The organism is Bovifimicola ammoniilytica (assembly GCF_025567085.1).
GTDB classification, from domain to species: domain Bacteria; phylum Bacillota; class Clostridia; order Lachnospirales; family Lachnospiraceae; genus Bovifimicola; species Bovifimicola ammoniilytica.
On the sequence record NZ_JAOQJN010000005.1, the window covers coordinates 260,998 to 274,366 of the forward strand.

General features: G+C 36.4%; 19 protein-coding genes. 18 read left to right on the plus strand and 1 reads right to left on the minus strand.

Annotated features, from left to right (window positions below; all coding sequences use genetic code 11):
• Nucleotides 1–159 precede the first annotated feature (159 nt).
• The 3 genes from pflB to serS all read left to right on the plus strand — a co-directional run bounded on the left by pflB (nucleotide 160) and on the right by serS (nucleotide 4,941).
• Nucleotides 160–2,424, plus strand: coding sequence for a formate C-acetyltransferase (gene pflB, locus OCV48_RS08580; protein ID WP_147591679.1), 2,265 nt, complete (start codon nucleotides 160–162; stop codon nucleotides 2,422–2,424).
• Nucleotides 2,425–2,520: 96 nt separating this feature from the next.
• Nucleotides 2,521–3,291, plus strand: coding sequence for a pyruvate formate-lyase-activating protein (pflA, locus tag OCV48_RS08585; RefSeq protein ID WP_021983179.1), 771 nt, complete (start codon nucleotides 2,521–2,523; stop codon nucleotides 3,289–3,291).
• A gap of 369 nt (nucleotides 3,292–3,660) precedes the next feature.
• Complete coding sequence (gene serS / locus OCV48_RS08590; protein ID WP_021983180.1) at nucleotides 3,661–4,941, plus strand: serine--tRNA ligase; 1,281 nt, start codon at nucleotides 3,661–3,663, stop codon at nucleotides 4,939–4,941.
• Between the two features lie 133 nt (nucleotides 4,942–5,074).
• Here the strand turns inward: serS and OCV48_RS08595 are convergent, their stop codons facing one another.
• Nucleotides 5,075–5,953: a class I SAM-dependent methyltransferase gene (locus OCV48_RS08595; RefSeq protein ID WP_021983181.1), complete on the minus strand. Its 879-nt coding sequence runs from the start codon at nucleotides 5,951–5,953 to the stop codon at nucleotides 5,075–5,077.
• Between the two features lie 193 nt (nucleotides 5,954–6,146).
• Here OCV48_RS08595 and OCV48_RS08600 point away from each other — a divergent pair, with 193 nt between their 5' ends.
• From OCV48_RS08600 to rplE, 15 genes are all read left to right on the plus strand, one after another.
• Nucleotides 6,147–6,377: a hypothetical protein gene (locus OCV48_RS08600; RefSeq protein WP_021983182.1), complete on the plus strand. Its 231-nt coding sequence runs from the start codon at nucleotides 6,147–6,149 to the stop codon at nucleotides 6,375–6,377.
• A 358-nt stretch (nucleotides 6,378–6,735) separates the two neighbouring features.
• Nucleotides 6,736–7,053: a 30S ribosomal protein S10 gene (gene rpsJ / locus OCV48_RS08605; protein ID WP_021983183.1), complete on the plus strand. Its 318-nt coding sequence runs from the start codon at nucleotides 6,736–6,738 to the stop codon at nucleotides 7,051–7,053.
• A 156-nt stretch (nucleotides 7,054–7,209) separates the two neighbouring features.
• Nucleotides 7,210–7,845 carry a 50S ribosomal protein L3 gene (rplC, locus tag OCV48_RS08610; protein ID WP_021983184.1) on the plus strand — a complete coding sequence of 212 codons (636 nt, stop codon included), beginning with the start codon at nucleotides 7,210–7,212 and terminating at the stop codon, nucleotides 7,843–7,845.
• A gap of 28 nt (nucleotides 7,846–7,873) precedes the next feature.
• Nucleotides 7,874–8,494 (plus strand): 50S ribosomal protein L4, encoded by a 621-nt coding sequence (gene rplD / locus OCV48_RS08615; protein ID WP_021983185.1) that lies wholly within the window; start codon nucleotides 7,874–7,876, stop codon nucleotides 8,492–8,494.
• Nucleotides 8,494–8,793: a 50S ribosomal protein L23 gene (gene rplW, locus OCV48_RS08620; RefSeq protein WP_021983186.1), complete on the plus strand. Its 300-nt coding sequence runs from the start codon at nucleotides 8,494–8,496 to the stop codon at nucleotides 8,791–8,793. Before rplD ends, rplW begins: the two co-directional genes overlap by 1 nt.
• 72 nt (nucleotides 8,794–8,865) lie before the next feature.
• Nucleotides 8,866–9,708 (plus strand): 50S ribosomal protein L2, encoded by an 843-nt coding sequence (rplB, locus tag OCV48_RS08625; RefSeq protein WP_021983187.1) that lies wholly within the window; start codon nucleotides 8,866–8,868, stop codon nucleotides 9,706–9,708.
• A 14-nt stretch (nucleotides 9,709–9,722) separates the two neighbouring features.
• Nucleotides 9,723–10,004 (plus strand): 30S ribosomal protein S19, encoded by a 282-nt coding sequence (gene rpsS, locus OCV48_RS08630; RefSeq protein WP_021983188.1) that lies wholly within the window; start codon nucleotides 9,723–9,725, stop codon nucleotides 10,002–10,004.
• 29 nt (nucleotides 10,005–10,033) lie between these two features.
• Entirely contained in the window at nucleotides 10,034–10,423 is a 390-nt protein-coding gene (gene rplV / locus OCV48_RS08635; RefSeq protein WP_021983189.1) for a 50S ribosomal protein L22, read from the plus strand.
• Nucleotides 10,424–10,496: 73 nt separating this feature from the next.
• Nucleotides 10,497–11,153, plus strand: coding sequence for a 30S ribosomal protein S3 (gene rpsC / locus OCV48_RS08640; protein ID WP_021983190.1), 657 nt, complete (start codon nucleotides 10,497–10,499; stop codon nucleotides 11,151–11,153).
• On the plus strand, nucleotides 11,153–11,590 hold the full coding sequence (rplP, locus tag OCV48_RS08645) for a 50S ribosomal protein L16 (protein WP_021983191.1): 438 nt from the start codon (nucleotides 11,153–11,155) through the stop codon (nucleotides 11,588–11,590). The genes rpsC and rplP overlap by 1 nt, the downstream gene beginning before the upstream one ends.
• Nucleotides 11,580–11,780, plus strand: a complete 201-nt coding sequence (gene rpmC / locus OCV48_RS08650; RefSeq protein ID WP_021983192.1) for a 50S ribosomal protein L29 — start codon at nucleotides 11,580–11,582, stop codon at nucleotides 11,778–11,780. Before rplP ends, rpmC begins: the two co-directional genes overlap by 11 nt.
• A 51-nt stretch (nucleotides 11,781–11,831) precedes the next feature.
• On the plus strand, nucleotides 11,832–12,089 hold the full coding sequence (gene rpsQ / locus OCV48_RS08655; protein ID WP_021983193.1) for a 30S ribosomal protein S17: 258 nt from the start codon (nucleotides 11,832–11,834) through the stop codon (nucleotides 12,087–12,089).
• Nucleotides 12,090–12,106: 17 nt separating this feature from the next.
• Complete coding sequence (gene rplN, locus OCV48_RS08660) at nucleotides 12,107–12,475, plus strand: 50S ribosomal protein L14 (RefSeq protein ID WP_021983194.1); 369 nt, start codon at nucleotides 12,107–12,109, stop codon at nucleotides 12,473–12,475.
• An 11-nt stretch (nucleotides 12,476–12,486) separates the two neighbouring features.
• Entirely contained in the window at nucleotides 12,487–12,798 is a 312-nt protein-coding gene (gene rplX / locus OCV48_RS08665; protein ID WP_021983195.1) for a 50S ribosomal protein L24, read from the plus strand.
• 22 nt (nucleotides 12,799–12,820) lie between these two features.
• Complete coding sequence (gene rplE / locus OCV48_RS08670; protein WP_021983196.1) at nucleotides 12,821–13,360, plus strand: 50S ribosomal protein L5; 540 nt, start codon at nucleotides 12,821–12,823, stop codon at nucleotides 13,358–13,360.
• Nucleotides 13,361–13,369 lie beyond the last annotated feature (9 nt).

A 13,369-nucleotide genomic window follows, 5' to 3' on the forward strand; every position in this document is an offset into this window, starting at 1 on the left:
ACGTTCTTGTCCTTAAATTTATACAAAATTATTGTATAAAACCAAGAACATTTGCAAGAAATGTCTTGATTTTTTTGTCAGAAATAAGTATTATAAAGATGGTCATAAAAATAGCGACCGTGACACAAGTAAAAAAAGTTGAAAGAAAGGGAAAACACGATGAAAGAGTTTGAACAGTGGGAAGGCTTCGAAGGAAGAATTTGGAAAGAAGAAGTTAACGTTCGTGACTTCATTCAGAAGAATTACAAACCATATGATGGAGATGAATCATTTTTAGCAGACCCAACAGAAGCAACAAATAAGCTTTGGGGAGCTTTGCAGAAATTGCAGAAAGAAGAACGTGAAAAGGGTGGTGTTCTTGACTGCGAGACAGAAGTTGTATCAGGACTCACATCTTACGGACCAGGATATATTGACGAAAGTTTAAAGGATCTTGAACAGGTTGTTGGTCTCCAGACAGATAAGCCATTAAAACGTGCATTTATGCCATATGGTGGTATCAGAATGGCAGAGCAGGCAGCAGAAAGCTATGGATATGAAATTAATCCAGAACTTAAACATGTATTTGAAGATTATATTACAACACATAACGATGCAGTATTTGCAGCTTACACAGATGAGATGAAATTAGCTCGTAAAACACACGTTGTAACAGGTCTTCCAGACACATATGGACGTGGACGTATCGTTGGCGATTACCGTAGAGTAGCTTTATATGGTATTGATTACCTTATTGCACAGAAAGAAGCAGACAAGAAGAACTGTGGTTGCGGAAATATGTATGATGACGTTATCCGTCTTCGTGAAGAAATTGCAATGCAGATTACAGCATTAAAGCAGATGAAAGAAATGGCTAAGATTTATGGCTATGATATTTCAGCTCCAGCTAAGAATGCTAAAGAAGCTTGTCAGTGGTTATACTTTGGATATCTTGCAGCTATTAAGACACAGAACGGTGCTGCAATGTCAGTAGGACGTGTATCTACATTCCTTGATATCTATTTTGAACGTGACTTAAAGAACGGTGTTCTTACAGAGTCAGAAGCTCAGGAAATCATTGATCATATGACAATGAAATTCCGTATGGTTAAATTCGCAAGAATTCCATCATACAATCAGTTATTCTCAGGAGATCCAACATGGGCTACTCTTGAAGTTGGTGGTATTGGAATGGATGGTCGTTCAATGGTTACTAAGACAGACTACCGTTTCTTACACACACTTGAGAACATGGGACCTTCACCAGAACCAAACCTTACAGTATTATATTCAAGTGCATTACCAGAACAGTTCAAGAAATATGCAGCTCATATCTCAATTGAGACAAGCTCAATCCAGTATGAGAATGATGATGTAATGAAACCAGTATGGGGCGATGATTATTCAATCTGCTGCTGTGTATCTGCTACACAGACAGGTAAGGAAATCCAGTTCTTCGGTGCAAGAGCTAACCTTGGTAAGACATTACTTTACGCATTCAATGGTGGATTTGATGAGAAACATCGTATCCAGTGTGGACCAAAGCTTCAGAAGATCGATAAGGAAGTACTTAGCGGTGAAGAAGATTACAAGATGGTTCGTGATGCATATGAAATCTGGCTTGACTGGTTAGCAGATATTTATGTTAACGTACTCAACCTCATCCATTATATGCATGATAAATATTACTATGAAGCAGCTGAGATGGCATTAATCGATACAGATGTACGTCGTACATTTGCAACAGGTATTGCAGGATTCTCACATGTTATTGATTCACTTAGTGCTATCAAATATGCTAAGGTTAAAGTAATCCGTGATGAAGAAGGAGTTACAAAAGACTTTGAAGTTGAAGGTGATTTCCCTAAATATGGTAATGATGATGACCGTGCTGATGATATCGGTATCTGGGTATTAAAGACATTCTTAGAGAAGATTAAACGTCGTCACACATACCGTGATTCAGAACCTACAACATCACTTCTTACTATTACATCTAACGTTGTATACGGAGAAGCTACAGGTGCTATGCCTGACGGACGTGCAGCATTCACTCCATTCAGCCCTGGTGCATCACCAAGCTATGGTGCAGAACAGAATGGTCTTGTTGCTTCACTTAACTCAGTTGCTAAGATTCCATATCATTGGTCACTTGATGGTATTTCTAATACACAGACAATTAACCCGGATGCTCTTGGACATAGCGAAGAAGAACAGGTTAATAACCTTGTACAGGTAATGGATGGATACTTCAATCAGGGTGCTCATCACCTTAATGTAAACGTATTTACAAAGGATAAGTTACTTGATGCACAGGCTCATCCAGAGAAAGAAGAGTATGCTAACTTTACAATTCGTGTATCTGGTTATGCTGTTAAGTTCATCAGCCTTACAAAGAAACAGCAGGATGATGTAATCGCAAGAACATGTCATGCTAGACTTTAAAAAATAGGATATACTATATAGTATGAAAAGGGGTTTTGAACCTACAGTTCAAAACCCTCTTTTTTTAATAAATGAATTTTAGAAATGGAGGTTAATATGGAAGGTAGAGTTCATTCGTTAGAAACATTTGGACTTGTAGATGGACCTGGAGTCAGATATGTTGTCTTTTTGCAAGGCTGTAGAATGAGATGTAAGTTCTGCCATAATCCTGAAACATGGAATATGAATGGCGGAGAAGTCTGGACAGCAAAAGATTTATTTGCAAGAGCATACAGATATAAAACATATTGGATGAAAGGCGAAAAACTCAATGGAGGAATTACTGTAAGTGGTGGAGAACCATTACTTCAGATAGATTTTCTTATTGAATTCTTTAAACTTTGTAAGGATAAAGATATTCATACAACGCTTGATACGTCAGCTAATCCATTTACAAGAGAAGAGCCATTTATAAGTAAATTTAATGAACTTATGAAATATACTGATCTAGTAATGCTAGACATTAAGAATATCGACAAAGTTGGACATAAGCAGCTTACAGGCCATCCTGTTGACAATATATTAGATTGCGCCAGATATTTAGATGAAATTGGTAAAGATATGTGGATAAGACACGTACTTGTTCCTGATACATTACAAACAGGAGATTTATCATATAGTGATAGAGACAGCCAGCTAGAAGAGTTATCCAAGTTCATTGATACACTTTCTAATGTTAAAAGGGTTGAGGTTCTTCCGTATCATACATTAGGTATACAAAAATGGGAAGAATTAGGCATACCATATAAGCTTGACGGCGTAGAACCACCAAGCGATGAAAGAGTAGAAAATGCCAACAGAATATTGAAAACAGATAAATATCAATAATATCAGAGCTATTTATACAAATGTATTTAGAATGTACTATCATAAGTATAATACAAATGTGTAAATGGCTTTTTATTTTTTACTAGGAAATTTTGTTGAAATTGTCCTGGTAAGTAAAAAACACTCTGCGAGGATCGCACTGCGGCGGAGCGAAAATGTTGCTATGGCAACCCACCGCAGGCGGAGAATGTCGCAAGCGATATTCTATATTCTGATGGATATAGTATTAATATAGCAATTTTTAGAGCTTTGTGTCTTGAAAAATAAAGAGAAATAGTCTACAATAGACACAGTTACGCATAAACTATGCAATTATAGAAGAAAGAATATGATACGTTGGTGTTACACACCTCGGAATGGAGGACTTAAATGTTAGATTTAAAATTTGTCAGAGAAAATCCTGATATTGTAAAACAGAATATAAAGAATAAATTTCAGGACAGTAAATTACCATTAGTAGATGAAGTTATAGAATTAGATGCTAAAGCGCGTGCAGTTAAACAGGAAGCGGACGGATTGAGAGCTGATAGAAATAAGATTTCTAAACAGATTGGTGCATTAATGGCACAGGGCAAGAAAGAGGAAGCAGAAGAAGTTAAGAAACAGGTAACTGAGAAATCAGAATATTTAGCGAAATTAGAAGCTAAAGAGGCTGAATTAAATGAGAAAGTTACTAAGATAATGATGGTAATTCCTAACATTATTGATCCTAGCGTTCCAATTGGTAAAAACGACACAGAAAATGTTGAAATAGAGAAATTTGGTGAACCTGTTGTTCCTGATTTCGAAGTTCCATACCATGCAGAAATTATGGAGAAATTCAACGGACTTGACTTAGACAGCGCAAGAAGGGTTGCAGGAAATGGTTTCTATTATCTTATGGGTGATATAGCAAGACTTCATTCAGCAGTTATTGCATATGCAAGAGACTTTATGATTAACAGAGGTTTTACTTATTGTGTACCGCCTTTTATGATTAGAAGTGACGTTGTTACAGGTGTCATGAGTTTTGCAGAAATGGATGCTATGATGTATAAGATTGAGGGAGAAGACCTTTATCTTATCGGTACAAGCGAACATTCAATGATTGGTAAATTCATTGACACAATTACTCCTGAATCAGAATTACCTAAGACGCTTACAAGCTATTCTCCTTGCTTTAGAAAAGAAAAAGGTGCTCATGGCCTTGAAGAAAGAGGTGTATATAGAATACATCAGTTCGAGAAACAGGAAATGATAGTTGTATGTAAACCTGAAGAGAGCAAAGAATGGTTTGATAAATTATGGAAGAACACAGTTGATTTATTCCGTTCAATGGATATTCCTGTAAGAACTCTTGAGTGTTGTTCAGGAGATTTAGCAGATCTTAAGGTTAAATCAATCGACGTTGAAGCATGGTCACCACGTCAGAAGAAATATTTTGAAGTAGGAAGCTGCTCTAACTTAGGTGATGCACAGGCAAGAAGACTTAAGATAAGAGTAAAAGATGAGAATGGTAACAAATATTTTGCGCACACGCTTAACAATACAGTTGTTGCACCACCAAGAATGTTAATTGCATTTCTTGAGAATAATCTTCAGGAAGATGGAAGTGTAAGAATACCTGAAGTATTAAGACCATATATGGGTGGAATGGATGCAATCAGATAATAAAATAAAGTAAAGATAATTTATAAAAAGTAAAAATATATAAAATATAATAAGAAAAACTCTGCAAAGTAATATGTTTAATGACATAACTGATATGCTTTGCAGAGTTTTTTGTTTACTAACCTTGAGAAACTTATCTACTCCAACGACCACTTGCTCCACAAGGCAGAACCAGACCGTTTGATGAAACTGGCAGGCCAATCTCCTGTGCTTCTACGTGACCACCGAATTTCTTGCCTACTTCTATTTCAATCATATAAGTAAGGACAGATGGTGCAAGTCCTGTTGTATAGGAATTAATTAAGAAAAATAGAGGTTTATCTGATAATATCTGTGTACAGAGTTTAACAAATGAGTGAATTGAATCCTCTATCTTCCAGATTTCTCCCTTAGGGCCTCGACCATAAGATGGAGGGTCCATTATTATTGCATCATATTTATTACCACGACGGATTTCTCTTTCGACAAATTTTACGCAATCGTCAACTAGCCATCTGATAGGTGCATCTTTAAGACCAGAAGAAACTGCATTTTCTTTAGCCCAGTTTACCATTCCTTTAGATGCATCCACATGTGTGACATTTGCACCGGCTGCTGCAGCAGCTAAGGTAGCACCGCCGGTATATGCAAATAGATTGAGAACCTTGACCGGGTTATCATTGCCTCTTTTGATTTTCTCCTTAGATATCAAATCAGAAAACCAATCCCAGTTTGTTGCTTGTTCAGGGAACAGACCGGTATGTTTGAAACTAAAAGGTTTTAAGTTAAAAGTTAATGATTTATAATTGATTGTCCATTGCTCAGGAAGATTAAAGAATTCCCATTCACCACCGCCTCGTGAACTTCTGTGATAATGTCCGTTCATTTTCTTCCAGCCTTTCAGAGTCTTTGGCGTATCCCAGATAACCTGTGGGTCAGGACGGACAAGAATATAATCACCCCAACGTTCAAGTTTCTCACCATTAGAACAATCTAAGACTTCGTAATCTTTCCAATTATTAGCAATCCACATAAAATTCTCCATTCTGTTTCTTCTATATTAATATGTTTTTTGTATCGCAAATTTGTTTTGATGTCTGTAAGTATACTATAATAGGAAGAAACCCGCAAGAGTCGAAAAATGAAAAATGTGTTGCGAAATTCTGAAATAATGGTTATAGTAGAAATGTTTTGAAATTATAAAATCAGAAATGCGAGGTAATAATATGCTTAATCCTGCTATGTTAATGAAGATAAAGAAGTTAAAGGATAAATTCGTGGAAAATCATCCTAAGTTTCCAATGTTTCTTAATGCTGTATACAATCAAGGACTTGTAGAAGATGCGATTATTGAAATTAATGTAACAAGACCTGACGGACATAAACTTGCATCTAATATTAAACTTAAACAGAGTGATATAGAGATGCTTAGGGAAATGCAGAACATGATAAAATAATACGGAAAGATATTTGAAATGTAATGAAATAGACCAGAAAATGTTAAAAAAAATACTGAAAAAATATTAAAAAAGTACTTGATTTTTTGGAAAGTATGGTTTATAGTAATAGATGCTGTGGCATGATAGCTATGAAGCGTGAGGTTGTTGCACTTAGTTGCAAGTTTTCCGTGGAGCGAATGTCAAGTTAGGAAACTGACGGCAAGTCACTGTACAAAATAATCGTCCATTATGAATATGGAAACAACGTGATGATGAAACTCATTTTGAAATTAATTTGAGGGACACACACGGAAGAGTGTACAGTCACCGCTTGTCGTACTGATTTTCAAAGTACGAAAAGGAGGCGACTTTTTTTATGGCAAGTCAAGTAATGAGAATCACATTGAAGGCTTATGATCACAAATTAATTGATCAGTCAGCTGGAAAAATCATCGAAACTGTTAAGAAGACAGGTGACCAGGTTAGCGGTCCAGTACCTCTTCCTACTAAAAAGGAAGTTGTTACAATTCTTAGAGCAGTACACAAGTACAAAGACTCTAGAGAACAGTTCGAACAGAGAACTCATAAGAGACTTATCGATATCATTGCACCATCACCTAAGACAGTTGATGCATTAACAAGATTAGAGATGCCAGCAGGTGTATATATCGATGTTAAGATGAAAAATAAATAATTCATCAAATCTTATTAAGTTAGGTAATAATCCTGAAGGGTTTAGATATAGAAGTAACACTCCGAAAATATAGTGTTCCACTTATATTTGGCTGTTCTAGGATGTTTAAGGCAAAATGCTTTAAACCGCTGTAGATTTAACCAGGAGGTAAAAAGAATGAAGAAAGCTATTTTAGCAACAAAAGTCGGAATGACTCAAATCTTCAATGAAGACGGTGTATTAACACCAGTTACTGTACTTCAGGCTGGACCATGTGTAGTTACACAGGTTAAAACAGTTGAAAATGATGGATACAGTGCAGTACAGGTTGGCTTTGTTGACAAGAGAGAAAAGTTAGTTAACAAACCATTAAAAGGAATGTTTGATAAAGCAGGAGTTGCTTACAAGAGATTTGTAAGAGAATTCAGATTTGAAAATGCTGAAGAATATTCTGTAAAAGACGAAATCAAAGTTGATGTTTTTGCTGCAGGTGATAAAATCGATGCAACAGCAATATCAAAAGGTAAAGGATTCCAGGGCGCTATCAAGAGACATGGACAGTCAAGAGGACCTATGGCTCACGGTTCTAAGTACCACAGACATGCAGGTTCAAACGGTGCTTGTTCTGATCCAAGTAAGGTATTCAAAGGAAAGAGAATGCCAGGACATATGGGTTCAAAACAGATTACAATCCAGAATCTTGAAGTAGTAAGAGTAGATACAGAAAATAACTTGCTTTTAGTTAAAGGTGCTGTACCAGGACCTAAGAAAGCATTAGTAACAATTAAAGAAACAGTAAAATCTGCTAAATAGGTTTTTCTAAGGAAGGAGGAACACACAGATGGCAAAAGTATCTGTTTACAATATGGAAGGAAATCAAGTTGGAGATATCGAACTTAATGATGCCGTATTTGGTGTTGAAGTAAATGAACACTTAGTACACATGGCAGTAGTTAGCCAGCTTGCAAATAATCGTCAGGGAACACAGAGTGCTAAAACACGTTCTGAAGTTAGTGGCGGTGGAAGAAAACCATGGAGACAGAAAGGAACAGGTCATGCAAGACAGGGCTCTACAAGATCTCCACAATGGACAGGCGGCGGCGTTGTATTCGCTCCAAAGCCAAGAGATTATTCATTTAGATTGAATAAGAAAGAAAGAAGAATAGCTCTTAAGTCTGCTTTAGCATCAAGAGTGCAGGATAATAAATTTATCGTTGTTGATGCATTAAAGATGGATGAAGTTAAGACAAAGACATTTGCTAATACATTATCAAACTTAAAAGTTAATAAAGCATTAGTTATCTTAAACGAGAATGATTCAAACGTTGTATTATCAGCAAGAAACATTCCAACAGTTAAGACAGCATTAACAAATACAATCAATGTTTATGATATTATGAAATATGACACAGTTGTAATTGATAAAGCAGCTGTAGCAACAATCGAGGAGGTGTACGCATAATGGCAAATGTACAATACTATGATGTAATCCTCAAACCAGTTATTTCAGAAAAAAGTATGAATGAAATGACAAATAAGAAATATACATTCTTAGTTCACGTAGATGCAAACAAGACAATGATTAAAGATGCAGTTGAAAAAATGTTTGAAGGAACTAAGGTAAAAAGTGTTAACACAATGAACTTAGATGGAAAGAGCCGTAGAAGAGGCACAACAGTTGGTAAGACAGCTAAGACTAAGAAAGCTATCGTTCAGTTAACAGAAGACAGCAAAGATATCGAGATCTTTGAAGGTTTATAAGATTAACTAATCTTAATAAACAAAATATACGCAGTAAAGCGTGATAACAAACATCTGAAAGGAGATAACACAATGGGAATTAAGACATTTAAGCCATATACACCTTCAAGAAGAAATATGACAACTCTTGATAATGCTGAAATAACAAAAGCAACTCCTGAGAAATCGTTAGTAGTTTCTTTAAAGAAGAATTCAGGTCGTAATAACCAGGGTAAAATCACTGTTAGACATCGTGGCGGTGGTTCAAGAAGAAAATATAGAATTATAGATTTTAAGAGAAAGAAAGATGGTATTCCAGCAAACGTTGTTGCTATTGAATACGATCCAAACAGAACAGCAAACATCGCATTAATCAGCTACGCAGATGGTGAAAAAGCATACATCCTTGCTCCTAATGGATTAAAGGTTGGAATGACAGTAATGAGCGGTGCTGAAGCTGAAGTTAAAGTAGGTAACTGCTTACCACTTTCAGAAATCCCAGTTGGTACAGAAGTACACAACATTGAATTATATCCAGGTAAGGGCGGACAGTTAGTTCGTGCAGCTGGTAATGCAGCACAGCTTATGGCTAAGGAAGGCAAATATGCAACACTTAGATTACCATCAGGCGAGATGAGAATGGTACCAATCATTTGTAGAGCTACAATCGGTACAGTTGGTAACATCGAACATGACCTTGTTAAAATCGGTAAAGCAGGTCGTAAGAGAAACATGGGTATCAGACCTACAGTTCGTGGTTCTGTTATGAACCCTAATGACCATCCACATGGTGGTGGTGAAGGTAAGACAGGAATCGGTCGTCCGGGTCCATGTACACCTTGGGGTAAACCAGCTCTTGGCTTAAAGACAAGAAAGAAGAACAAATCTTCTAACAAGATGATTGTAAGAAGAAGAGACGGCAAAAACATGAAATAAAGGAGGTTCCACCTATGGCTCGATCATTAAAAAAAGGACCATTTGCAGATGAAAGTTTACTTAAGAAAGTAGACGCTATGAACGCATCAGGTGACAAATCAGTAATCAAGACTTGGTCACGTCGTTCTACAATATTCCCACAGATGGTTGGACATACAATAGCAGTTCACGACGGTAGAAAACACGTTCCAGTATATGTTACAGAAGATATGGTTGGACATAAACTTGGAGAATTCGTTGCTACTAGAACTTATAGAGGACATGGAAAAGACGAGAAGAAGAGTAAAGCTCGTTAATTGAAAGATTTTGAAAGGAGGTCAAATCCATGGCAAAAGGACATAGATCCCAGATAAAGAGAGCAAGAAATGCAAATAAAGATACTAGACCATCAGCTAAGTTATCTTATGCTAGAGTCTCAGTTCAGAAAGCATGTTTCGTATTAGATGCTATCAGAGGTAAGGATGTTCAGTCAGCACTTGGTATTTTAACATACAATCCTAGATATGCGTCTTCAGTAATAGAAAAATTATTAAAATCAGCAATTGCAAATGCTGAAAATAATAACGGTATGAGCGCAGACAATCTTTACATTGAAGAGTGTTACGCAAACAAAGGACCAACAATGAAGAGAATCAGACCTAGAGCACAGGGTAGAGCTTACAGAATCGAAAAGAGAATGAGCCACATCACAATCGTGCTTAACGAAAGAGCATAATAACCCTGGGTACTGAAAAACGCGATAAATAATCTGAATATGCGTTTTCATCGAATTGGAAAGGAGATATAGCATGGGACAGAAAGTTAATCCTCATGGCCTTAGAGTCGGAGTAATTAAAGACTGGGACTCAAAGTGGTATGCAGAAGCTGATTTCGCAGATAACTTAGTAGAAGATCACAAAATCAGAACATACCTTAAAGAGAAGTTATATAGTGCAGGTGTTTCAAAGATTGAAATCGAAAGAGCATCTGATAGATTAAAAGTAATCATTCATACAGCAAAACCTGGTATCGTAATCGGTAAGGGTGGTGCTGAAATTGAAAAACTTAAAGCAGAAGTACAGAAATTCACAACTAAGAAATTAGTAGTTGACATTAAAGAGGTTAAGAGACCAGATAAAGATGCACAGCTTGTTGCTGAAAACATTGCACTTCAGTTAGAGAACCGTGTATCATTCAGAAGAGCTATGAAATCTACAATGTCAAGAACTATGAAGAGTGGTGCTAAAGGAATTAAGACTAGCTGTTCAGGTCGTCTTGGCGGTGCTGATATGGCTCGTACAGAGTTCTACAGTGAAGGAACTATTCCACTTCAGACATTACGTGCTGATATAGATTATGGATTCGCTGAAGCAGACACAACTTATGGTAAAGTTGGCGTTAAAGTATGGATTTACAAAGGCGAAGTTCTTCCAGTAAAAGAAGTTAAGGAAGGGAGCGATAAATAATGTTAATGCCTAAAAGAGTTAAGCGTCGTAAACAGTTCCGTGGTTCAATGAGAGGTAAAGCCTTAAGAGGAAACACAATCTCAAATGGTGAATACGGTATCGTCGCTTTAGAGCCAGCATGGATTAAATCAAACCAGATAGAAGCTGCCCGTATTGCAATGACACGTTACATTAAGCGTGGTGGTAAAGTTTGGATTAAGATATTCCCTGATAAACCAGTTACAGCAAAACCAGCTGAAACACGTATGGGTTCCGGAAAAGGAACATTAGAGTACTGGGTAGCAGTAGTTAAACCAGGACGTGTAATGTTCGAAATCGCAGGAGTACCAGAAGAAACAGCGAGAGAAGCATTAAGACTTGCTATGCATAAATTGCCAGTTAAGTGTAAAATCGTTTCGAAAGCAGATTTAGAAGGCGGTGATAACAGTGAAAATTAGTAAATATGTAGAAGATTTAAATACAAAATCAGCTACAGAATTAAATGATGAATTAGTAGCTGCTAAAAAGGAACTTTTTAATTTAAGATTTCAAAACGCAACAAACCAGTTAGAGAACACAAGCAGAATTAAAGAAGTTAGAAGAAATATTGCTAGAATTCAGACAATAATAGCACAGAAAGCTAACTAATTTAATAAAATGATGCGTAATTCCATGAATCTATGAAAGGAGGACTTTGTTGTGGAAGAAAGAAACTTGAGAAAAACAAGAGTTGGAAAAGTTATTAGTGACAAAATGGATAAAACAATCGTTGTTGCTGTAGAAGATCACGTAAAACATCCTTTATATAAGAAAATCGTTAAGAGAACTTATAAATTAAAGGCACATGATGAGAATAACGAATGTGGTATTGGAGATAAAGTAAAAGTAATGGAAACAAGACCATTATCTAAGGATAAGAGATGGAGACTTGTTGAAATCATCGAGAAAGCAAGATAGTAGAAAGGAGTATTATTATGATCCAACAGGAAAGTAGACTTAAAGTTGCTGACAACACAGGCGCTAAAGAATTACTTTGTATCAGAGTAATGGGCGGTTCTACTAGAAGATATGCTAATATCGGCGATGTAATCGTTGCTACTGTTAAAGATGCAACACCAGGCGGTGTTGTTAAAAAAGGTGACGTTGTTAAAGCCGTAGTAGTTCGTTCAGTTAAAGGCGCACGTCGTAAAGACGGTTCATATATAAAATTTGACGAAAATGCTGCTGTAATCATCAAGGATGATAAAAACCCAAGAGGAACACGTATATTTGGACCAGTAGCCAGAGAGCTAAGAGATAAACAGTTTATGAAAATTGTTTCTTTAGCACCTGAAGTATTATAGGAGGTGTAGGCATGGCAACAAGTAAAATTAAAAAAGGCGATTTAGTTAGAGTAATCGCTGGTAAAGACAAAGACAAAGAAGGAAAAGTTCTTTCAGTTAATAAAAAAGATAATACAGTACTCGTTGAAGGTATCAACATGGTTACAAAGCATACAAAACCTAGTGCACAGAACCAGAACGGCGGAATAGTTAACCAGGAAGGTCCTATCGATATTTCAAACGTTATGTACGTTGTTAAAGGTAAAGTTACAAGAATCGGCTTTACTGAAAAAGATGGTAAAAAAGTTCGTATTGCAAAAGCAACTGGCGAAGTTATCGATTAATTGAGAGAGGAGGACTAAGACGTTGAGTAGACTTAAAGATACTTACAATAACGAAATCGTTGATGCGATGACAAAGAAATTTGGATACAAAAATATTATGCAGGTTCCAAAACTTGATAAAGTTGTTATAAATATGGGCGTTGGCGAAGCTAAAGACAATGCTAAACTCTTAGATGCAGCTATTAAAGATCTTGAGACAATCACAGGTCAGAAAGCAGTAGTTACAAGAGCAAAGAATTCAGTAGCTAACTTCAAAATCAGAGAAGGACAGGCAATAGGCTGTAAAGTTACTCTTAGAGGAGAAAGAATGTATGAATTTGTTGACCGTTTAATAAATCTTGCATTACCTCGTGTACGTGACTTTAGAGGTGTAAATCCTAATGCATTTGATGGTCGTGGAAATTATGCTCTTGGTATCAAAGAACAGTTAATCTTCCCTGAAATCGAATATGATAAGGTAGATAAAGTAAGAGGTATGGATGTTATATTTGTTACAACAGCCAATACTGATGAAGAAGCACGCGAATTATTGACATTATTCAATATGCCATTTCAAAAATAGTTAGGAGGT

What these genes read in the sequence shown, in the direction of transcription:
- rplB (WP_021983187.1), top strand. Translation starts at nt 8,866, where the DNA reads ATGGGAATTAAGACATTTAAGCCATATACACCTTCAAGAAGAAATATG.
- rplW (WP_021983186.1), top strand. Translation starts at nt 8,494, where the DNA reads ATGGCAAATGTACAATACTATGATGTAATCCTCAAACCAGTTATTTCA.
- rpsC (WP_021983190.1), top strand. Translation starts at nt 10,497, where the DNA reads ATGGGACAGAAAGTTAATCCTCATGGCCTTAGAGTCGGAGTAATTAAA.
- OCV48_RS08595 (WP_021983181.1), bottom strand. Translation starts at nt 5,953, where the DNA reads ATGTGGATTGCTAATAATTGGAAAGATTACGAAGTCTTAGATTGTTCT.
- pflB (WP_147591679.1), top strand. Translation starts at nt 160, where the DNA reads ATGAAAGAGTTTGAACAGTGGGAAGGCTTCGAAGGAAGAATTTGGAAA.
- rplV (WP_021983189.1), top strand. Translation starts at nt 10,034, where the DNA reads ATGGCAAAAGGACATAGATCCCAGATAAAGAGAGCAAGAAATGCAAAT.
- rplC (WP_021983184.1), top strand. Translation starts at nt 7,210, where the DNA reads ATGAAGAAAGCTATTTTAGCAACAAAAGTCGGAATGACTCAAATCTTC.
- pflA (WP_021983179.1), top strand. Translation starts at nt 2,521, where the DNA reads ATGGAAGGTAGAGTTCATTCGTTAGAAACATTTGGACTTGTAGATGGA.
- rpsJ (WP_021983183.1), top strand. Translation starts at nt 6,736, where the DNA reads ATGGCAAGTCAAGTAATGAGAATCACATTGAAGGCTTATGATCACAAA.
- rplX (WP_021983195.1), top strand. Translation starts at nt 12,487, where the DNA reads ATGGCAACAAGTAAAATTAAAAAAGGCGATTTAGTTAGAGTAATCGCT.
- OCV48_RS08600 (WP_021983182.1), top strand. Translation starts at nt 6,147, where the DNA reads ATGCTTAATCCTGCTATGTTAATGAAGATAAAGAAGTTAAAGGATAAA.
- rplP (WP_021983191.1), top strand. Translation starts at nt 11,153, where the DNA reads ATGTTAATGCCTAAAAGAGTTAAGCGTCGTAAACAGTTCCGTGGTTCA.
- rpsS (WP_021983188.1), top strand. Translation starts at nt 9,723, where the DNA reads ATGGCTCGATCATTAAAAAAAGGACCATTTGCAGATGAAAGTTTACTT.
- rplD (WP_021983185.1), top strand. Translation starts at nt 7,874, where the DNA reads ATGGCAAAAGTATCTGTTTACAATATGGAAGGAAATCAAGTTGGAGAT.
- serS (WP_021983180.1), top strand. Translation starts at nt 3,661, where the DNA reads ATGTTAGATTTAAAATTTGTCAGAGAAAATCCTGATATTGTAAAACAG.
- rplN (WP_021983194.1), top strand. Translation starts at nt 12,107, where the DNA reads ATGATCCAACAGGAAAGTAGACTTAAAGTTGCTGACAACACAGGCGCT.